The sequence below is a fragment of the Falsiroseomonas sp. HC035 genome (assembly GCF_050563525.1).
Classification (GTDB): Bacteria; Pseudomonadota; Alphaproteobacteria; order Acetobacterales; family Acetobacteraceae; genus Falsiroseomonas.
Map to the genome: position 1 here is coordinate 22600 of NZ_JBNXUN010000006.1, position 19326 is coordinate 41925.

Here is a 19326-nt window from a genome sequence, read left to right on the forward strand (position 1 = left end):
GCTCAGCCCGGCGCGGTGCGCGCCAGCGCCGGCTCGCGCGAGACCTTCTCGAACCAGTCGGCCAGACGCGGATGCGCCGCGCGCCAGGGCTCGTCGGCGAAGCGGAAATCCAGGTAGCCGAGCGCGCAGGCCACCGCGACCTCCCCGATGTGCGACAGCGCCTCGGGCGGGTCGGCTTCCAGCGCCGCCAGTCCGCGCGCCACCGCCGCCTTCTGGCGCGCGATATAGGCCAGGCGGGTGTCGTCCATCGGCTTGCCGAAGCGCATCCGCCGCGCCACCGCCGCATCCATGATGCCATCCGCCAGGGCGTGGCAGACCTGGGCGGACAGCCGCGCCATGCTGCCGGTCGGCGGGAACAGCGGCGCCGCCTCGCCCACAGTGTCGAGGTACTCGCAGATCACCCGGCTGTCGTAGACCGGGCGGCCGTCGTCGGTGACCAGGGTCGGCACCTTGGACAGCGGGTTGTCCAGCAGCAGCGAGGCCGGGGAGGCGTGCGGGTCGGTCGGCACGATCTCGATGCGGGTCTCGATGCCGCGCAGCATGGCGCAGGCCATGACCTTGCGGGCGAAGGGGCTGGTCGGCGCGTGGTGCAGCTTCATGGGCGTCGGTTATCCCCGGAAATGGTTCTTGGCCTCGCGCCGGGCGGTGAATTCCGCCAGGTCGCGGGCGCGGAAGTACGGATTGGCGACCATCTCCTGCGCCAGGGTCGTCGGCACCGTGGGCCGTCCGGCGGCGCGCAGCGCGCCGGCCGCCTCGGCCTCCGCCCGCAACGCCTTGTTGCCGGGCTCGATGGTCAGGGCAAAGCGGGCATTGGCCTCGGTGTATTCATGGCCACAGCAGAAGCGGGTTTCCGGCGGCAGCTTGGCCAGGCGTTGGAAGGACCGGTACAGCGCTTCCATCCCGCCCGGCTCCAGCGGCCGGCCGCAGCCGAGTGCGAACACCACGTCGCCGCACAGCAGAAAATGGTCGGCGGCGAAGTGGAAGGCGATGTGGCCGGTGGTGTGGCCGGGCAGGTGCATCACCTGCGCCTGGGCGGCGCCGAAGGTGATGACGTCACCCTCCCCCACCGCCTGGTCCAGCTTCGGCAGCCGGTGCGCGTCCGGCGCGCCACCGATCAGCCGCGCCTCGGGGAAGCGGGCGCGCAGCTCGGCCACGCCATCGATATGGTCGCCGTGGTGGTGGGTCAGCAGGATCGCATCGAGCCGGCCGCCGGCGGCTTCCACCGCGGCGATGGCCGGCCCGGCCTCGCCCGGGTCGCAGATGCCGATGGCGCCGGTCGGGACATCCCGCAGCAGCCAAAGGTAGTTGTCCTCGAGGCAGGGAACCGCTTCCACCTTCACCGACATCGCGCGCATCCCTTTCAAAGTGGTCAGGTTCCTGAACCATGCCGGTCCAAACCGGGACCGTTCCCCCCTATATCCCCGGCATGACGACCGAGGTCCATGGTTTGCCGGCATTCCATGCCGCGGGGTTGCCGGCCTTCTACGCCTCGGCCGGCGGCACCGTCGCCGCAAGGCTGGTGCGGGACCGGCTGGCGGTGCTGTGGCCGGCGCTGCCCGGCCAGGCGGTGCTCGGCATTGGCCATGCGGCGCCCTATCTCGGCCTGTGGCGACGGGAGGCGGGGCGCTGTATCGCGCTGACCCCCGCCCATGGTGCGCACGCCAACGGCACCCACACCCCCTGCCCCCCCCTCTGGCCGCCCCCTTGGCCCGGCGCCGGCGCCCGTTCCGCAACCCTGGTGGCGGAGGAGGAGGCGTTGCCCTTCGCGGATGCCAGCTTCGACCGCGTGCTGCTGGTGCATGGGCTGGAGGCCGCGGACAATGCGCGCCGCATGCTGCGCGAGGTCTGGCGCGTGCTGCGCGACGATGGCCGGATGATCGTGGTGGTGCCGAACCGGGTCGGGCTCTGGGCGCATCTGGAACGCACGCCCTTCGGCCATGGCCACCCCTATTCCCGCGGCCAGCTGTCCCGCCTGCTGGCGCGCCACCTGTTCCGGGTCGAACGCCGGGAGGCGGCGCTGTTCATGCCACCCTTCGGCCTGCGCTTCCTCGGCGCCGCCGCGACGCCGTTCGAGAAGCTGGGCCGCGCGGTCTGCCCGCGCCTTGCCGGCGTCGCGATCATCGAGGCGGAGAAGGACCTGTTCTCCGCCATGCCGGCCGGCGCCGTGTCGGTTCGCCGGCGCGTGGTGGCGCCGGCGATGTCGGGCCGCGTCGCCATCCGGTCCGGCAGCCCGCACCAGCCGGGGTAAGCCCCGGCAACCGCTTGTTCACCGGAAGCTGGCATCATGGTTCGTCAGCGCGACCCGATCCGACGGGCGCCAGCGCCCCGGGGACCATCGCCATGTCCGAGACGATCTGTGCCACCGAGACGCTTCGCGAGGCGATGCGGGCCGAGCTTCAGCCGGCCTTCGCCGACCTGCATCGCTTCGTGGATCGTCGCTTCGCCGAGCTGAGCGCGGAGCTGCATGCCAGCGTCGAGATCTCCGACATGGGCGAGGAGCGCATGTCCCAGGAACTGGCGCGCATCCACGACCAGATCGGCCAGCTCGTCGCCATGCCGGCGGCAGCGACGCGCAACAGCGGGCTGGAGCTGGAGGCAGTGGTGCAGGCGACGGAAACCGCGGCCAACACCATCATGGAAGCCGCCGAGGCGATCCAGGACTGGGTCGCCGCCGGTCGCGATCCCAACGGCGTCGCCGCCATCGCGGACCGGGTGAACGCGATCTTCGAGGCGTGCAGCTTCCAGGACGTGACAGGCCAGCGCATCCGCCGCGCCATCCAGCACCTGCAACAGGTGGAGACGATGCTGGAGACGATGATCCCGGACGTCGCCCGGCCGGAGGTGCCGCGGCAGCAGGTAACCATCGCGACCGCCATCCGCACCGTCGAATCGCCCACCGGCGGCGATCTCGGGCAGGCCGCAATCGACGCCCTGCTGAACGATTTCTAAGTTCGGCTGCAGTCCAACCGGACTACAGGATGAAGTCGGCCTCCGTCAGCACGGTGTCCGCCGCGAAGGACAGGGTGATCGACGACCCGCCGGAGGTGGTGACCACCGCATAGGCGAATTCAGCCCCGGCTGGACTGACGCCGATTTCGAGAGCGGAAAAGTCCGCATAGCCGAAGGCGCTGAGATCGAGCAGATCCTCGCCCTGGACGAAGTCCTGGATGCTGTCATGGCCATGGCCCGAGGCGAAGACGAAGATGTCGCCGCCTCCGGCACCGGTGTAGATCTGCGCCTCCGCCCCGTCGATGAACCGGTCGTCCTGGTTGGTGCCGATGAAGCTCTCGAAGCGCATCAGGCTGGCGCCGGCCTGGCCGTCCAGCGAAAGGGTGAAGTTCCGCAGGTTCACCACGGCGCCGAAGATCTGTACGTTGAACAGGTCGAGCGTGTCGCGCCCGCCCCCGCCATCGAAGCGGTTGCCGAGGAAATCCAGCACGAGTTCCTCGCCGTCGAAATACAGGGCGAGTTGCAGCAGGTCGTCGCCGCCGCCTGTCGCCACCAGGTTGTCCCGCAGCACGATCCGCGCGTCGCCCGATGCGCCATCCTCGCCGGCCGCACCAGTCAGGCCGAGGCGGTTGGTCACGAGGATGCCGCCTTCCTCCGTCGTGCCGACATCCTCCTCACCCCCGCCAAAGCCATGCCAGCCGCCGAAGCCGCCCCAGCCACCGATGGCCGCGGCCTCCAGCCGCACCGTGGTCGCGGCCTCGCCCCCCGCGCCGATCCGGTTGCCGACCAGTTCCGCCACGGCATCACCACCGGCCCCGCCGGCGCCGCCATCGCCGCCGATATCCGAGCCTTCGTCGCGGGCGCCGGCGACCTCGTCATTGGCGTACTGCTCAAAGCCCGTGCTGCCGAAGCCGGCGTCACCGCCCCAGCCACCGTCGCCGCCATCGCCGCCCAGCGCCGTCGCCACAAGCACCCAATCCGTGCCGGGTGCGGCCTGGGCATCCAGGCCGGTGATGCGGGCCAGGGCATCGCCGCCCCGGCCGTCGGCGCCGCCCGCACCGCCCTCCCCACCGTCGCGTCCGTCGGACAGATCCGCGTCGAAATGCCCCCAGCCGCCATCGCCGCCCCAACCCCCCTCGCCGCCCGCGCCGCCGGTCGCCGAGGCATGGAGGGCGTGGTTGGCCCCGGGTCCATACGCAGCGACATAGGACCCGATGCCCGCCAGCGCGGCGCCCCCCGCGCCCCCGGCCCCGCCAGCGCCGCCGCTGCCACCCTGGCCGGAGGTGTCGTACAGCCCGCCGAGCAGGTTTCCCTCCCCATCCAGCTCCATGACATCACGCTCCGGCGCGGAATCGCCGCCCCAGCCGCCATCCCCGCCATCCCCGCCCTGGCCGCCCCGGGCGGTCATGCGGAATTCCGATTCATCCCGTCCGGCCAGCGCACCGCCCAGGCGAGTGCCCGCGCCATCCGCGATGGCCGAAGCAGCGCCGCCGCCACCACCGTCGAGGCCTGCCGCGCCATCCTCCCCGCGCGTCGTGATCCGCGTGCGCAGCGGGGCGGTGTACAGGTAGGTCTCGACCCCCTCCGCACCGTCGCCGCCATCGTCGCCGCTGCCGCCATTCCCGCCCTCGGCCAGGCCGTGGCGCCGCACCAGGTCCTCCCGCACGCTGCCCGCCAGCACGTCGTCGCGGTCGAACAGGGTCGCCTGGACCACTTCGCCGGCCTGGCCCATCGCGCCGTCCGCGCCGGCCTCCCGCCGCAGTTCGTCAATTTCCAGCGGGTCACCGACCGGGCCGAACAGCAGGTTGCCGGCATGCAGGTCGGTCAGTGCCGTGTTGCGAAGCGTCAGCCGGATCTCGCCGTCGAGGTCGATCCGCACGACCCGGCCGACCTGCGTCGCGACCGCCATCAGTCCATCCAGCGTCAGCCCATCGAAGGCTGAGAGATCGATCAGGTCCTCGCCATCGGTGAAGTCCACCAGGACCACATGGCCCGCCTCCGGCCCGATGCGGAAGACGTCCACGCCGGCACCGCCGGTCAGCCGGTCATTGCCGCCGCCGCCCTGCAAGGTATCGGCGCCGTCGCCACCCAGGATGGTGTCGTTGCCGAGGCCGCCGCGCAGCAGATCATCCCTACCACGGCCGACCAGGCGCAAATGGGTCGCGATCCCGGCGGCATCCACGTCGAGGCTGGCGGTGGCGATCCGGGCCAGGGTGATGGTGGCGGTCGGGCCCAGCGCGGTCTCCGCCGCGCTGCCCAGGGTCAGGCCGGCGGTGCCGGTGGCGCGCAGGACGACCTGTTCGAAACCTCGCAGCCCGAGGAAGGCTGCATCCCCGACCACCAGGGGGCCAGGCGACAGGATGCGCAGCGTGTCGCGCCCTTCGCCAGCATCCTGCATCAGCCCGGATGCGAACAGGCCGGGCGTGCCGAAGGTGAGGAAGACGTCAGGCCCCGCGCTTCCATCCTGCAGCAGCGGCCCGCCGGTCAGCGGGGTAATCCGAAACTGTGCCATCGCTGCGCCCTCCACTGCCACCGGTTCGGTTTCGCAGCGAAGTCAGCATAGGCACGGCGCGCGCGGCGTCCAGATGGACGCCGCACCGGCCACCGTCGGCCTGGACGGCCCGGATCAGAACTCCACGCACATCGCGCCGGTCAGGCGCGTTCGACGCACGTCGCGTGTGTCAGGCGCGTTCAACGCACATCGCGACACCCATCCCGCCGCCGATGCACAGAGTCACCAGGCCGCGCTTGGCATCGCGCCGCTGCATCTCGAACAGCAGCGTGTTCAGCACCCGCGCGCCCGAGGCCCCGATGGGGTGCCCGAGCGCGATCGCGCCGCCATTGACGTTCACCTTGGCGGGGTCCCAGCCGAGGTCCTTGTTCACCGCGCAGGCCTGCGCCGCGAAGGCCTCGTTGGCCTCGATCAGGTCGAGCGAGGCGACATCCCAGCCCGCCTTCTGCAAGGCCTTGCGGCTGGCCGGGATCGGCCCGGTGCCCATGATGGAGGGATCGACGCCCGCCGTGGCCCAGGACACGATGCGCGCCATCGGCGTGATGCCGCGGCGGCGCGCCTCCTCGGCCGACATCACCACCACCGCGGCGGCGCCGTCATTGATGCCGGAGGCATTGCCGGCGGTGACGGTGCCTTCCTTGCTGAAGGCCGGGCGAAGCTTGGCGAGCACCTCCAGCGTCGTCTCCGGCTTCGGGTACTCATCCTCCGAGATCACCGTGTCGCCCTTGCGGCCCTTCACGGTCACCGGGGTGATCTCGTCGCGGAAGCGGCCGGCCTTCATCGCCTCGCCGGCCTTGCGCTGGCTGGCGGCAGCGAATTCGTCCTGTTCCTGGCGCGTCAGCTGGAACTTCTGCGCCACGTTCTCTGCCGTGTTGCCCATGTGGTAGCCATGGAAGGCGTCCCACAGCCCGTCCTTGATCATAGTGTCGACCATGGCGAGGTCGCCCATCTTCTGGCCGGCGCGCAGGTTCGCGCAGTGCGGCGCCTGGGTCATGCTTTCCATCCCGCCGGCGACGACGATGCCGGCATCGCCGCAGGCGATCTGCTGCGCCGCGAGCGCGACGGTGCGCAGGCCCGATCCGCAAAGCTGGTTGATGCCGAAGGCGGTGCGCTCCACCGGGATGCCGGCGGCGATGGCGGCCTGGCGGGCCGGGTTCTGGCCGGCACCGGCCGGCAGCACCTGGCCGAGGATCACTTCATCCACCTGGTCCGGCGCGACGCCGGCGCGTTCGAGCGCGGCACGGATGGCGACGGTGCCGAGCGCATGGGCCGACAGGCTGGCGAAGGCGCCGTTGAAGGATCCCACGGGGGTGCGGGCGGCGGAGGCGATGACAATCTCGGTCGACATGGGCCCTGCGGCTCCTTCCTGCTTGGCTGGCGTTGGCTGCCAGTGTGGTGCGGCGCGAAGGCGGCTACAAGCCGCGCAGCCAGGCCAGCAGCGGGCGCCACAGCGCCGCCTCCGCCCCGCTGCCGGCGGCCATGCCGATATGGCCCGCGGCGGCCTCATGCACCGTGGCCCGTGGCAGTTGTGCGGCGAGGGCCCGGGCGGATGCCGGCGGCACGATGCGGTCCCGGTGCGGCACGGCGCAGAAGGCCGGCATCGCCAGCACGGACGGGTCCACCACCGCGCCGGCCACGCGCCAGGCCAGGCGGTGCGGGGTGTTGGCGCCGTACCAGCCGCCCAGCGCCTCCCGCGCCACGGGGGCTGCCAGCGGCACGCCGTCGTTCAGCCAATCCTCCAGCGCGACGAACTGCGCGGCGCGGTCGGAGGCCGGGTCGAGGCGGGCGAAGGCGCGGAATTTCTGCGGGATGCCGAAGGGGTCGAGCCCGGCGAACAGGGTCTGGATGACGTCGACCGGCAGCGCGCCGGTGGCCTGCATCATCGGCTCCAGCCCCGGCAGCAGGGCGGCGGCGCCACGCGCCCGATCAGCCTCAGCCACATCCGCGTGGAAATCCCACGGCGTCGCCAGCAGGCCAAGCGCCGCCACCCGGTCCGGCCGCCGCAGCGCCGCGGCCAGCGCCAGCAGCCCGCCCATGCAGTAGCCGACCAGCACCACCGGCCCCGGCAGCGCGGCAAGTGCGCGTTCCAGCCGGCCGGCGATGTAGTCGGTGAGGGAAAAGCCGCGCTCGGCCTGTTCCGGCCAGCCCCAGTCCAGCAACAGCGGGCGCTGCCCCTGCCCGGCCAGGAAACGCAACAGGGACCGCCCTGGCATCAGGTCCAGGACCTGCGCCCGGTTGATCAGCGAGGGCACGAACAGCACCGGCATGCCAGGCGCGCCGGCCGCATAATCCAGAACGCGGGATCCACCTTCGGCCCAGGCCACCGGCGGGTCCGGCAGGGTGCGCGTGTAGGGGTGGCGCCGATAGGCGGCGATGCCGGCCAGCAGCGCACGATCGGCGCGCAGCAGCCGGCGGATCACCGCGGCCCGGAAGGCCTCAGGCGGGTGGCTTCCGGCGGCGAGGGCGGCGACGATCCGGCGCATCTCCGCCTGCCCGGCCGGCGAGACCCGGCTGCTGCCGCCCTGGGCCGACGCGCTCGAGTTCGGCCAGCCGGCGCTCCAGCTCGGCGATCCGGTCAGCCCCGGCAGGCTCCCCGCGCTCGCGATCGCCGCCATCCCCCGGCTCGCGCCCAGGATCAGGTGCAGCGGCAGCGGGCGCGGGCCGCGGCGGCGCAGCGGCGCTGTCATGCGCGGGCCAGGTGGGCCAGGCGGGTGGGCTCCAGTTCGGCATGGGCCAGTTCGGCGGAAATCCTGGCGCGCCCGGCGGCGGCCGGCCGAAGGGCGGCGCGATGGCCGCCCGCAGCCACGCGCCACCCAGCCCGGCCCAGGCGGCGGTCATCGCGGCCCAGGTCTCGGCGGTTTCGCGGTCCGCCGCCAATCCGGCAATCTCGCTCTGCCACAGGGCGATCCAGTCCTCGGCCAGCGCTTCCAGCTCCGCCGCCGCATCCCGGCCGTCCTTGGCGCCGTCCCCGTGCATCATCCATCCTCGAGGAACCCGTCATGCGGACCGGCGAGGGCCAGCCCGCGCGGGATCATAGTCCAGCCAACGCCCGCGGACAGGACCGGCTGCGTGCGATGGCGTCAGAATCCGAGAAACAGGTGTTTCGCGCTGCGATGCAGCGCATGGTAGGATTCGATGACGGCAGCACCGCCGGGGAAAGCAGGGCGAACATGGCACAGGATACGATCCAGAAGGGAGCCGGCCAAGCGGCGGGCCGCAAACCCTCCCTCGCCAAGGGCTCGCCGCCGTCCGAGGCCCAGGGCAGGGCAGATAGCGAACAGCCGGGTGGTCCCCCGACCGGTGCGGCGCTCAACGAGGAAACCGCGGCAATGCCGCCGGTGGTTGTGAAGAAATACGCCAACCGCCGGCTCTACAACACGGAATCCTCCTCCTACGTCACGCTGGAGGACCTGGCGGTGATGGTCCGCCACGGGCGGCACTTCGTGGTCTACGACGCGAAATCCGGTGAGGACATCACCCGCGGCGTGCTGACGCAGATCATCGTCGAGGAGGAAGCCAAGGGCCGCAACCTGCTGCCGACCTCGTTCCTGCGTCAGATCATCGGCTTCTACGGCGACAGCATGCAGTCCCTGGTGCCACGCTACCTGGAATCGGTGATGGGCGCCTTCTCCCGCCAGCATGACCAGGTGCGGCGCACCGTCGAACAGACCATGGGCGGCTTCATCCCCTTCACCAACCTGGAGGAGATGGGCAAGCAGAACATGGCCATGATGGAGCGCGCGATGAGCCTGTTCTCGCCCTTCCGCGCCGCCGGAGAACAGGCCGAGCCGCAGCCCGATTCCGCCCGCCTCGCCGCGCTGCAGGCGGAGCTCGAGGCCCTTCGCCAGCAGATCGAGCACTACAAGGCAATGGAGGCCGCGAAGAAGCGGGATTAGCCGGACTCGCGTCCGACGCGAGTAGAATGTGGGACCTACACGCAAAAATAACGTAAGTCGGTCTACATCACGTCCTTGTCATGCGCGCGAGAGGCGAACCCGTGCGCAATAGAGCCTGCTCATCAGATGTATCGCGGCCGGCGCCGCGGAGGTCCAGCAATGCCGACGATCGAGACCGAAGAACAGGCCATTCCCGCCGTGGCCGGGGAGCGTCCGGGACAGCGCGCGAACGCCGCCGACCGCCATGTGGGAGCCCGCATCCGCGAGCGCCGCGTGATGATGGGCCTGTCGCAGCAGCAGCTCGCGAAGCTGATCGGCGTGACCTACCAGCAGGCGCACAAATATGAGCGCGGCCTGAACCGGATCTCGGCCGGGCGGCTGTTCGAGATCGGCCAGGTGCTGGGCGTGCCGGTGTCCTGGTTCTTCGACGGGCTGACGAGCGAAAATGCCGGCCCCGAGGCTTCCCCACGCCAGCGCATGTGCCTGGAACTGGCCCGCAACTTCGCGCTGATCGACAACGAGAAGCACCAGGAGGCGCTGAGCCAGATGGCCCGCGCCCTGGCCGCGCAGTCGCAGGCGGAACGCGGCGCATCGTGAGACGACTGGCGGGGCTGCTGCTGCTCCTCGCCAGCCCGGCTGCCGCAGAACCCCTGCTGATCGAGGGCAGCGCCCTGCGGCAAAGCCTGGACTGCACCGGCCGCGACGTGCTGGTGCGCGGCCACCGCAACGCTCTGGTCCTGACCGGCGGCTGCCGCAGCCTGCATGTGCAGGGCGATGTCAGCAGCATCCGCGCCGAACTCGAACCCGGCGCCCGAGTGACACTGGCCGGAGAGGTGCTGGACCTGGCCTGGTCGCTGAGCGCTATCGGGGCACCGCCACGCATCGCCGAGCAAGGCCGCCAGATCAGCATCGCCCGAGTCATCCCGCGCTGAGTCAGCGTGCCGGCAGGATCTCCCTCCCCCCGATCAGCCTGCGGCGGATGCGGGCGGAAATCTGGTCGATGATGGCGACCACGACCAGCATCAGGATGATGATGAAGGCCACCTCGTCCCAGGCACGGATGCGGATGCGCTCGGCGATCGCCAGCCCGATCCCGCCGGCACCGACGATGCCAAGCACGCTGGCGGAGCGCGTGTTGCTTTCCAGGAAGTACAGCGCCTGGGACAGCATCACCGGCAGGACCTGCGGCAACAGGCCAAAGCGGGTGCGCATCAGCGGGCTGCCGCCCACCGCCTCGATCCCCTCCGCCTGCCGGCGTTCCGCATTCTCGATCGCCTCGGCATACAGCTTGGCCAGCACCGCGATGTCCGCCGTCGCAATCGCCAGCACGCCAGCCAGCGGGCCGAGGCCGACGGCTCGGACATAGGCAAGCGCCCAGATCAACTGATCCACGCCGCGGAAGCCGTCGAAGACCCGGCGGATGGAGAAATGCGCCAGCGCGTTCACCACCACGTTGCGCGCGCCGAGGAAGCCCAGCGGCACCGCGATGACGGCGGCGATGAAGGTGCCGAGGAAGGCCATGGCGACGCTTTCGGCGATGCCCTCCAGGATATCCACCCACAGCTCGCCCGGCGAGGGCGGGATCATCAGCACGACGATGGTGCCGAGTCCCGAAAGCCCGTTCCATAGCCGGGCCGGCGTGATCTGGAACCACCAGAACAGGAAGCCGATCCAGGCGAGCGCGGCAATTCCCGCCGCCGCCCGCAGCGCCCGCACCCGCGGCGTCGGCCCGAACGCCGCCGGCATGCGCGCGCGGATCTGCTTGATCTGGCCGGGTGTCGGCTGGGCGAGCGCCATCGCCGTCAGCCCCGCGCCGTGCCGGCCATCAGGCCGTGCCGCAGGCGTTCGGACACCAGGTCGATCATCGCGACCGACAGGATGATGAGGACCACGATGGCGCCGACCTCCTCGTAGTAGTTGAAGGAGATCACGTGATACAGCTCCTCCCCGATCCCACCGGCGCCGACGAAGCCGAGCACGCTGGCGCCGCGCACGTTGATCTCGAAACGCAGCAGCGTGTAGCTGAGAAGGTTCGGCGCCACCTGCGGCAGCACGCCGAAGCGCACCCGGTGGAACCAGTTGCCGCCGGCGGCGCGCACACCCTCCATCGCCGAGGCTTCGGCATTCTCCACCACTTCCGCGAACAGCTTCCCGTTGGCACCGGCGGTGTGGATGATGATGGCAAGGATACCGGCCAGCGGGCCGACGCCGAAGGCCCAGACGAAGATCAGCGCGAAGACGATTTCCGGCACCGTGCGGCAGAACTCGAGGAAGCGCCGCGCGACCTGGAAGGCCACCCGGTTCGGCGCCAGGTTGCGGGCCGCCACGAAGCACAGGCTGAACCCGATGGCCGTGCCGAACAGCGTGCCCAGCAGCGCCATCTGGCTGGTCTCGAAGATCAGCCAGGCCCATTTGTCGAGGCGGTAGAACCAGGAGGCGAGGCTGCCCTCGGTCTCCCAGTCGGAAAACAGCGTCTCCCACCGCAGGGTCGGCACGATGCGCCAGAAATACTCGCCGATGCGCGGCAGGCCATCGGCGAGCGCGCCCGGCGTCATCTCGCTGAGCCAGGCCGACAGGACCAGGCACGCCAGCAGGATCACGCCCCACCGCAGCGTCGCCTGCCGCCGCATCCGCCGCGCCGCCCGGAACGCCGCCTCCGCCCGCGAGACGACATCCGCGGCAGGCAGGGAGGAGGCGGGCAGCGCGGCGTCCATCACTAGGAGCGGCGGCGGCGTTCGGCCGCTTCCTCGCGGCGCAGGCGCACGATCGGCTCGAACATTTCGTGCGTCACGGGCGCGTAGCCCTGGCCGCCGCCGCGTTCGATCTGGGCGTAGATCTGCGGATGCGCACCGGCGAGCGCCAAGTGGAAGTCGCGAAAATCGTCCTTGAAGGCCTGCGGCAGGTCGCGCCGCACCGTCATCGGCCCGTTCAGGATCGGCGCGGAGGTCCAGATGATGCGCAGGTCCGCCATGTTCAGCATGCCCTTCTCCACCATGGCGCGCAGGTTGCCGCGGGTGAAACCCTGGCTGACCTCGCCCTGGCCGGAGGCCCAGGTGACGGCGGCATCATACTGCCGTTGCAGAACCGCCACCACCGCCTGTTCATGCCCGCCGCCGAAGCCGGTGCGGGAGAAGTACTGGCCGCTTTCGGTGCCGATGCCGGCGGCGCGCAGCTCGCTGCGCGGCACCAGGTAGCCGGAGGTGGAGTTGGCGTCCGCCCAGGCCAACGCCTTGCCGCGCATGTCCTCCAGGCTGGTGATGCCGCTGTCGGCGCGCACCACCATCACCGCGATGTAGGAGATGCCGCCATCGGCCTCCCGCGCCACCCACAGCGGCTCGACCCCGCCATTGGTGTCGAGCCACGCGCCGGCATAGGCGGAGGCGCCCATGCCCGCGCCCTCGATCTGCCGCGCGCCGAAGGCCTGCATCACGCCGGAATAGTCGGCGGCCGGGAACAGGCGGACGGGGATGCCGAAGGTGGTCTCCAGCAGCGCGCGGTAGACCTCGTAGCGGCCGAGCCGGTCCTGCTCGTTCTCACCGCCGAGCAGGCCGATGCGCAACTGCGGCACCTGCTGCGCCCAGGCGCGGCGGCCCGGCTGCGGCATGGCCGGCGTGGGTGTCTGGCTTGCGGTCTGGGCGGCCACGGCGAAGGGCGCCAGCGTGGCGCCGGCGACCAGAAGGCGACGGGTGATCATGCGGGTCTCTCCAGGAGAGCTTGGGGGGAAATCCGCCGACCACGCCGCCCGGTTCAGGCGACGGCGAGGCCGGGTTGCGCGAGGAGGCCCGGGCGCGCGGCGGTGCTTGCCTGCTCCTCCGCCTGGTCCTCGAATTCATCCTCGGTGACGCCGTAGATCTCCTGCACCCGCGCCGCGGTCAGTTCGGACGGCGTGCCGTCGAACATCACGCGGCCGGCCTGCATGGCGACGATGCGGTCGCAGTACTGCCGGGCGGTGTTCAGGTGATGCAGGTTGGTGAGCACGGTCAGCCCGTCCTCCCGGTTCACCTGGCGCAGCGCGTCCATCACCGTCTTCGCATTGCGCGGGTCGAGGCTGGCGATCGGCTCGTCGGCCAGGATCAGGCGCGGTTCCTGCAACAGGGCGCGGCAGATCGCGACGCGCTGCTGCTGGCCGCCGGACAGCGTATCGGCGCGTTGCAGCGCCACCTCCGCCAGGTCGAACCGGTCCAGCGCCTGGATCGCCATGGCGCGTTCCTTCGGTGTGAACATCTTCAGCAGGCTGGTGACGGTGCCCATCACGCCGGGGCGGTGGTTCAGCCGGCCGACCAGCACGTTGGTCAGCACGTCCAGCCGCTGCACCAGGTTGAACTGCTGGAAGATCATCGCGCAGTCGGTGCGCCAGCGGCGCAGCGCCGCGCCGCGCAGCATGGTGATGTCCCGCCCGCCATAGGCGATGCGGCCCTCGGAAGGTTCGGTCAGCCGGTTGATCATGCGCAGCAGGGTGGACTTGCCGGCGCCGGACCGGCCGATGACGCCGACCATCTGCCCGTCCGGGATGACCAGGTTCACTTGGTTGACGGCCGTGACGGCGCCGAAGCGACGCGTCAGGCCCTGCAGTTCCAGCATCCGTGCAGCCCCTTGCTGTAGGGGGCTATACAAGCACCGGATGACGTGGCGGTGACACCGCCATGATGAAGCGGTTGCACCTGACGCGGCTTCCCCGCCCCGGCCCGGCGCGCCATGCTGGCCGCGGGACAAGGAGGAACACCCCATGCCGGCGCCTTACGGAATCGTCGACCTGCGCATCTACACCACGCTGCCCAACAAGCTGCCGGAATTCGTGGCGCTGTATGAGGAGAAGGCCTGGCCGCTCCAGCTCAAGTACCTTGAGAACTGCCTGGGCTGGTACACCACCGTCGAGGGCGCGCTGAACACCGTGGTGCACATGTGGGGCTATGCGGACCAGGGCGACCGCGAGCGCCGCCGCAGCGCCATGGCCGCCGACCCGGCCTGGGGCGAATACCTGAAGGCCGCCGGCGACCGCGGCCTGCTGGTCAAGATGGAAAACCGCCTGATCAAGCCGACGCCGTTCTTCACCGCGCGGCAGAAGGCGGCAGGCTGACCAGCGTTCAGCGCCGGCGCGACAGCATCGCGCCGGTCATCAGGGTACCGGCGACCAGCGCGGCAAGGCCCGCCGTCGCCGCCAGCGCCGCCACCGGGTTCATCTGCGCCTCCAGCAGCAGGCTGGATGTCCGCTGCGGCGTGCCGGACAGGCTCGACCGTTCGGCGCCGCCTGGCCGGCCCTGGTACAGGTTGTCCCGCCGCTCCGGCTTGCCCGTCCGCCGCGTGGTCTGGCTGCTGCGGCCGATCGCCTGCATCACCAGGTCGGTGCCACGCGGGAACAAGTTGCCGAACAGGGAGATCGCGGCCCCACCGCCGCCGACGTACAGGTCGCGCCGCGGCGTCGTGCAGGCGAACAGGATGGCGCGCGCGACCAGCCGAGGATCGTAGGTCGGCGGCGGCACCATCACGCCCGGCGTGTCCAGCAGGATGCGGGCATGGTCCTGGAAGGTGGTCTCGATGCTGGCGGGCTTGATCAGCGTGACCGAAACCGGCGCGCGCTCCGCCTCCAACTCCATCCGCAGCGCGTCGGTGAAGGCCTTCACCGCGTGCTTGGTGGCGGAATAGGTGCCCTGGTAGATCATCGCCCGGTCCGACAGAACGGAGCCGACATTGACCAGCGCGCCGCCCTTCGGCTTCAGATGCGCACAGGCGATCAGGCTGCCATGCACGGTGCCCCAGTAGTTCGTCTCGAACAGCCGGCGCTGGTCCTCGACCGGCGTCTGTTCCTGCGTGCCGTAGATGCTGCCGCCGGCATCGTTCACCCAGGCATCGAAGCCGCCGAATTTTTCCGTGGCGAGGTCGGCGGCGCCCTGCAGCGCCTCCCGGTCCGCCACGTCCGCGACACGGTACTCGGCCCGGCCGCCGGCCTCCCGGATCTCCGCCACCGCCTCGGCCAGCGATGCTTCGCTGCGCGCCACCAGTACCACGGCCGCGCCGCGCTGCGCCGCCATGCGCGCGGTGGCGAGGCCGATGCCGGAGGAGGCGCCGGTGATGACGAGGACCTGTTGCGAAAGGGGCTTGAGGCGAGGCGCCATGATGCCGATGACCCAGGAGGTGGAGCCGGCTCCAACGGCAGCCCCCCGCTCCCGGTTCCGACCTACACCGTCAGCGTGCCGGCCTTCGCCGCGGCGTAGCGCGCCGCCACCTTCTGCCAGTCCACCACATTCCACCAGTTGCCGGTGTATTCGGCACGGCGGTTCTGGTAGCGCAGGTAGTAGGCGTGCTCCCACACGTCGTTGCCGAGCAGCACGCGCTGGCCGTCCATCAGCGGCGTGTCCTGACCCGGCTTGGTCACCAGCGCGAGGCGTCCTTCCCGGTTGACCGTCACGAAGGCCCAGCCGCTGCCGAACACGCCATTGGCCGCCGCGTTGAAGCGGCTGCGCAGCGTGTCGAGGTCGGTGAAGTCGCGGCGGATGGCCTCGGCCAGCTCGCCATCGGGCGTGCCGCCGGACCCGCCCATGATCTCCCAGAACATCGTGTGGTTGGCATGGCCGCCGCCATTGTTGCGCACCGCGGTTCGCACGCTGTCCGGCACCTCGGCCAGCTTCATCAGCAGCTGGTCGAGCGGCAGTTGCGCCAGCGCGCCATGGTCACGCAGCGCCGTGTTCAGGCCGTTGACCTGGCTGCCATGGTGGAAGCGGTAGTGCAGTTCCATGGTCCGCGCATCGATCGCCGCCTCATTCTTGTCGAAGGCGTAGGGCATCGGCGCCTGCCGGTGCGGGCCGGAGGGCGGTGCGCCCGCGGCGGCCTGGGCGAAGGCAGGGCGCGGCGTCGCCCAGACCGGCAGGGCCAGCGTGGCGGCGATAGGCGCCAATCCGCCCAGCAGGCGGCGGCGGTGCAGTTGGGTCATGCGATGGCTTCCTTGGGTTTCCTGTGCTCGGACAGTGGGCCGCGGCACTTCGGGCGCCAAGGTGCCGCCCCCTCAGTTTTGCGCCAGGAGGGCCACTATCGCCGCAGCCCGGCCAGTCGTGTCTGCGGACAAGCCTTGCAGGCTCGCGATTCAATGAACACGGCCCGCGTGCTCGGGGTGGCAGGAAAAGCAACGGGATGGGCCCGGGGTGATGCCTGCGACGCTGGCGCAGCGCCTGGGCGTGGCGCGACTGCGCTGGCTGCTCGCTGCCGTGCTGGCGCTGCAGGTGTTCGACATCCAGGCCGGGATGAGCCGAGTTCGCAGGCTGGTCGCGGCCGCGCCGGCGCGACAAGGCGATGCGCCGCCTGGTGGCGGCACGTGCCGACCGGTCCCGGGACCTGCTGGCGCAACGCGACGGGCTGTGGGTGTTTGCGCCCGGCTGGCTGCGCGGCGCACCCCGCCCCTGAGCAAGCGGCGGGTCCCTACCCCGCCAGGAACGCCTCGAAGCGCCGGTTCAGCCGGTCCAGGTTGTCGACCCAGAAGCGGTCGTCGATGCGCAGCGAATCCTCCAGGTGCGATGGCGCCGTCGGCAGGCGGGCCAGCAGGGGGCTGGGCAGCAGGGCCTCCACCCCCTGCGCCGTCATGCCGTAGGGGATGCGCGGCGGCAGGCCGGCCTGCACCTGCGGCTGTCCGGCGAAGCGCAGGAACTCCAGCGCGCGGGCCCGGTTCGGGCTGCCGCGCATGATGACCCAGCTGTCCAGCGTGGTCAGGTTCTGCTGCCAGGCGATGCCGAAGTCCCGCCCGTCCTGCGCATTCGCCAGAGCGATGCGCCCGTTATAGGCGGCGGTCAGTGCCACCTCCCCGGCTGCCAGCCACTGCGTGGGCTCGGAACCGCGCTCCCACCACGCCAAGTCGGCCCGGATCGTTTCCAGCTTGCGGAAGGCCTGCGCCAGGCCGCGCTCCGTCGCCAACTCCGCATAGACCCGGTTGCGGGGCACGCCATCGGCCAGCAGCGCAATCTCCAGCGTCGTCTTCGGGCCACGGCGCAGCGCGCGACGCCCCGGGATGCGCGTGGTGTCGAACAGGTCGACCCAGCCGCGTGGCGGGTTCGCCACCCGGGGCCGATCCCAGGCCAGGATGAAGGAGTACTGGATGGCGCCGACGCCGCAGTGGCTGACCGCCTCCGGCCGGTAGGCCTCGCGGCCACCGATGGCGTCCCAGTCCATCGGCTCGAACAGGCCCTCGTCGCAGCCGATCAGCAATTCCTCGGATTCGACCTGCACCAGGTCCCAGGTGTTGGGGCCGGGCTGGATGCGGCGGCGCAGCTCGTCGATGCCGCCATCCCAGGTCTCCTCCAGGATGCGTTCGTTCTGGGCGGTCATCCAGGGGCGGAAGAACACGTCGCGCTGGGCGTCCTGGTAGGCGCCACCCCAGGAGACCACGGTCAGGTCGCGCGGATTCTGCGCCCGGGCCCCGCGCCCGGCCAGGGCAAGGGCCCCGCATGCCGCCAGCCATTGCCGCCGCCCGCGCATCTTCGTTTCCCTGTGCCACCCTGCGGCAAGGCTATCGCGCAGGCGACGCCACCGGAAGCCGAAGTCTCGCCTCCACGCGCGATGCGTGGTTCAAGTTCCGCGAACCCGAGATGGAACCGGAACGGGTCTGGCGCGTTAACCGCGCGACCAATTCACGAAAGGACCAGGATCATGTCGCAATTCGGCAAAGACGTGGGCAACGACATGCGCAATCTGCGTGACGACGCCACCGCCGCCGGCGGCCGCATGGCCGACGACGCGCGCGCCGAGCTCGCCCGCCTGCGCAGCCAGGTGGAGCGCCTGATGGAGGAGCGTGTGACCCCCGCACTCGGCCACGCCGCCGAGACGGTGGAGGATTATTCCCGTCGCGCCCGCGACACCATCGAGGACAACGCCACCGCCGTGTCCGAGACCATCCGCGCACAGCCGCTGCTGTACGTGACGGCCGCTGCGTTTGGTGGCTACATCCTGGGCCGGCTGATGGGCAGCCGCACCTACGTCTACCCCGACCGCAAGTAAGGGTGTTCGGCCCGATGCGCCTGCTGAGCCTGGTTCGTGCCGCCTGGCAGGCGGAAGGGCTGTATCTGAAGCGTACAAGCCGGAGCTACGCCATCCAGGCTGGCTACGGTGCCGTTTCAGCGGTGTTCGCGCTGATGCTGCTGGTGATGCTGCATATCGCGGGCTTCGCCGCCCTGGTCCCCTCGCAGGGGCCGGTCTGGGCGGCGCTGATCGTGGCCGCGGTGGACCTGGTGCTGGCCGGCATCCTCGGGCTGATGGCCCGCAAGCCGCCGCGCGACGCCATCGCGGAGGAGGCACTGGCGCTGCGCCAGGCGGCGATGCGCCAGATGGGCGACACCGCGGCGCAGGCGATGATCCTGGCGCCGCTGCTGCGCAGCCAGACCTTGAAGAAGGGCGCCATCGGCGCGGCCCTGACCGCGGCGGTGGTCGGCTTCTTCAACCGGCGCTGAGTTCTTCGGGCGGCAACGCCCGGAACAGCAGCATGCGGCGGCCGCGATGCTGGAATTCGTCGCACTCCACCATGCCGATGTCGACCAGCACCTGGCGGGAGGCAACGTTGCCCTCCCACGCCACGGCCTGGATCTGCGCCAGCCCGCGACGGAAGCCGAAGGCCAGCGCCGCCCGCGCCGCCTCCCGCGCATAGCCCTTGCCGCGGCAGGCGGGCCACAGCGCGAAGCGCAGCGCGACGCCCCGGCCATCGGGCCGCTCCATCAGCCCGGTAATGCCGAGGAAGTCGCCGGTGGCGCGTTCGTACACCGCCCAGGTGCCGTAGCCGCGCACCAGCCAGAACTCCATGTCGTCCTCAAGCTCCTCCCGCGTCCGCTCAGGCGTGCGGGTGCCATGGAGCATGAGGCCGAAGGCGTCCTCATCGGCTTTCAGCGCGATCAGGTCAGGCAGGTTCTCGGGCGCCACCGGCCGTAGCGAAAGCCGCGGCGTGGTGATGCCGTTGCCCTCCGCGAGGCGCTGGACGACCAAGGACCTGAACTGTCC

The 19326-nt window shown here is 71.0% G+C and carries 22 protein-coding genes; 8 read left to right on the forward strand and 14 right to left on the reverse strand.

Features of this window, described 5'->3' with window-relative positions:
* Positions 1 to 2: 2 nt before the first annotated feature.
* Both ACLF3G_RS14400 and gloB read right to left on the reverse strand, forming a co-directional pair.
* On the reverse strand, positions 3 to 599 hold the full coding sequence (locus ACLF3G_RS14400) for a glutathione S-transferase N-terminal domain-containing protein (RefSeq protein WP_430670076.1): 597 nt from the start codon (positions 597 to 599) through the stop codon (positions 3 to 5).
* Between the two features lie 9 nt (positions 600 to 608).
* A complete protein-coding gene (gloB, locus tag ACLF3G_RS14405; protein WP_430670077.1) occupies positions 609 to 1346 on the reverse strand; it encodes a hydroxyacylglutathione hydrolase in 738 nt (245 codons plus the stop codon).
* Positions 1347 to 1426: 80 nt separating this feature from the next.
* Between gloB and ACLF3G_RS14410 the strand changes: the two genes are divergently transcribed.
* Entirely contained in the window at positions 1427 to 2248 is an 822-nt protein-coding gene (locus tag ACLF3G_RS14410; RefSeq protein WP_430670078.1) for a class I SAM-dependent methyltransferase, read from the forward strand.
* A gap of 92 nt (positions 2249 to 2340) precedes the next feature.
* Positions 2341 to 2949 (forward strand): hypothetical protein, encoded by a 609-nt coding sequence (locus ACLF3G_RS14415; RefSeq protein ID WP_430670079.1) that lies wholly within the window; start codon positions 2341 to 2343, stop codon positions 2947 to 2949.
* Positions 2950 to 2971: 22 nt separating this feature from the next.
* Here the strand turns inward: ACLF3G_RS14415 and ACLF3G_RS14420 are convergent, their stop codons facing one another.
* The 4 genes from ACLF3G_RS14420 to ACLF3G_RS14435 all read right to left on the reverse strand — a co-directional run bounded on the left by ACLF3G_RS14420 (position 2972) and on the right by ACLF3G_RS14435 (position 8440).
* The gene (locus ACLF3G_RS14420) at positions 2972 to 5461 is read right to left on the reverse strand and encodes a calcium-binding protein (protein WP_430670080.1); all 2490 of its coding nucleotides are present in this window, start codon (positions 5459 to 5461) and stop codon (positions 2972 to 2974) included.
* Positions 5462 to 5630: 169 nt separating this feature from the next.
* Entirely contained in the window at positions 5631 to 6809 is a 1179-nt protein-coding gene (locus ACLF3G_RS14425; RefSeq protein ID WP_430670081.1) for an acetyl-CoA C-acetyltransferase, read from the reverse strand.
* 64 nt (positions 6810 to 6873) lie between these two features.
* On the reverse strand, positions 6874 to 7944 hold the full coding sequence (locus tag ACLF3G_RS14430) for an alpha/beta fold hydrolase (protein ID WP_430670082.1): 1071 nt from the start codon (positions 7942 to 7944) through the stop codon (positions 6874 to 6876).
* On the reverse strand, positions 7898 to 8440 hold the full coding sequence (locus ACLF3G_RS14435; protein WP_430670083.1) for a hypothetical protein: 543 nt from the start codon (positions 8438 to 8440) through the stop codon (positions 7898 to 7900). The genes ACLF3G_RS14430 and ACLF3G_RS14435 overlap by 47 nt, the downstream gene beginning before the upstream one ends.
* Before the next feature lie 143 nt (positions 8441 to 8583).
* On the opposite strand from ACLF3G_RS14435, the gene phaR reads away from it, so the two are divergent.
* The 3 genes from phaR (at position 8584) to ACLF3G_RS14450 (ending at position 10289) form a co-directional block, all read left to right on the forward strand.
* The gene (gene phaR, locus ACLF3G_RS14440) at positions 8584 to 9357 is read left to right on the forward strand and encodes a polyhydroxyalkanoate synthesis repressor PhaR (RefSeq protein ID WP_430670084.1); all 774 of its coding nucleotides are present in this window, start codon (positions 8584 to 8586) and stop codon (positions 9355 to 9357) included.
* Positions 9358 to 9516: 159 nt separating this feature from the next.
* The gene (locus ACLF3G_RS14445; RefSeq protein ID WP_430670085.1) at positions 9517 to 9954 is read left to right on the forward strand and encodes a helix-turn-helix domain-containing protein; all 438 of its coding nucleotides are present in this window, start codon (positions 9517 to 9519) and stop codon (positions 9952 to 9954) included.
* The gene (locus ACLF3G_RS14450; RefSeq protein ID WP_430670086.1) at positions 9951 to 10289 is read left to right on the forward strand and encodes a hypothetical protein; all 339 of its coding nucleotides are present in this window, start codon (positions 9951 to 9953) and stop codon (positions 10287 to 10289) included. The genes ACLF3G_RS14445 and ACLF3G_RS14450 overlap by 4 nt, the downstream gene beginning before the upstream one ends.
* 1 nt (position 10290) lies before the next feature.
* Here ACLF3G_RS14450 and phnE (ACLF3G_RS14455) read toward each other — a convergent pair whose 3' ends face one another.
* From phnE (ACLF3G_RS14455) to phnC, 4 genes are read right to left on the reverse strand one after another with little or no spacing between them, the layout of a single operon-like run.
* Entirely contained in the window at positions 10291 to 11154 is an 864-nt protein-coding gene (gene phnE, locus ACLF3G_RS14455) for a phosphonate ABC transporter, permease protein PhnE (RefSeq protein ID WP_430670087.1), read from the reverse strand.
* A 5-nt stretch (positions 11155 to 11159) separates the two neighbouring features.
* Positions 11160 to 12071 carry a phosphonate ABC transporter, permease protein PhnE gene (gene phnE / locus ACLF3G_RS14460; protein WP_430670088.1) on the reverse strand — a complete coding sequence of 304 codons (912 nt, stop codon included), beginning with the start codon at positions 12069 to 12071 and terminating at the stop codon, positions 11160 to 11162.
* Positions 12072 to 12073: 2 nt separating this feature from the next.
* Entirely contained in the window at positions 12074 to 13051 is a 978-nt protein-coding gene (gene phnD, locus ACLF3G_RS14465) for a phosphate/phosphite/phosphonate ABC transporter substrate-binding protein (RefSeq protein ID WP_430670089.1), read from the reverse strand.
* Positions 13052 to 13104: 53 nt separating this feature from the next.
* Positions 13105 to 13938 (reverse strand): phosphonate ABC transporter ATP-binding protein, encoded by an 834-nt coding sequence (gene phnC, locus ACLF3G_RS14470; RefSeq protein ID WP_430670090.1) that lies wholly within the window; start codon positions 13936 to 13938, stop codon positions 13105 to 13107.
* 145 nt (positions 13939 to 14083) lie between these two features.
* Here phnC and ACLF3G_RS14475 point away from each other — a divergent pair, with 145 nt between their 5' ends.
* Positions 14084 to 14434: an NIPSNAP family protein gene (locus tag ACLF3G_RS14475; protein WP_430670091.1), complete on the forward strand. Its 351-nt coding sequence runs from the start codon at positions 14084 to 14086 to the stop codon at positions 14432 to 14434.
* Positions 14435 to 14441: 7 nt separating this feature from the next.
* Here the strand turns inward: ACLF3G_RS14475 and ACLF3G_RS14480 are convergent, their stop codons facing one another.
* The 3 genes from ACLF3G_RS14480 to ACLF3G_RS14490 all read right to left on the reverse strand — a co-directional run bounded on the left by ACLF3G_RS14480 (position 14442) and on the right by ACLF3G_RS14490 (position 17817).
* Entirely contained in the window at positions 14442 to 15470 is a 1029-nt protein-coding gene (locus ACLF3G_RS14480) for an SDR family oxidoreductase (RefSeq protein WP_430670092.1), read from the reverse strand.
* Positions 15471 to 15532: 62 nt separating this feature from the next.
* Positions 15533 to 16285, reverse strand: coding sequence for a superoxide dismutase (locus tag ACLF3G_RS14485; RefSeq protein ID WP_430670093.1), 753 nt, complete (start codon positions 16283 to 16285; stop codon positions 15533 to 15535).
* A gap of 482 nt (positions 16286 to 16767) precedes the next feature.
* Positions 16768 to 17817 carry an extracellular solute-binding protein gene (locus tag ACLF3G_RS14490; RefSeq protein ID WP_430670094.1) on the reverse strand — a complete coding sequence of 350 codons (1050 nt, stop codon included), beginning with the start codon at positions 17815 to 17817 and terminating at the stop codon, positions 16768 to 16770.
* 171 nt (positions 17818 to 17988) lie between these two features.
* Here ACLF3G_RS14490 and ACLF3G_RS14495 point away from each other — a divergent pair, with 171 nt between their 5' ends.
* Positions 17989 to 18336: a hypothetical protein gene (locus ACLF3G_RS14495; RefSeq protein ID WP_430670095.1), complete on the forward strand. Its 348-nt coding sequence runs from the start codon at positions 17989 to 17991 to the stop codon at positions 18334 to 18336.
* A 14-nt stretch (positions 18337 to 18350) separates the two neighbouring features.
* Positions 18351 to 18785 (forward strand): phage holin family protein, encoded by a 435-nt coding sequence (locus tag ACLF3G_RS14500; protein ID WP_430670096.1) that lies wholly within the window; start codon positions 18351 to 18353, stop codon positions 18783 to 18785.
* Here the strand turns inward: ACLF3G_RS14500 and ACLF3G_RS14505 are convergent.
* On the reverse strand, positions 18772 to 19311 hold the full coding sequence (locus tag ACLF3G_RS14505) for a GNAT family N-acetyltransferase (protein ID WP_430670097.1): 540 nt from the start codon (positions 19309 to 19311) through the stop codon (positions 18772 to 18774). The genes ACLF3G_RS14500 and ACLF3G_RS14505 overlap by 14 nt on opposite strands.
* Between the last annotated feature and the right edge of the window lie 15 nt (positions 19312 to 19326).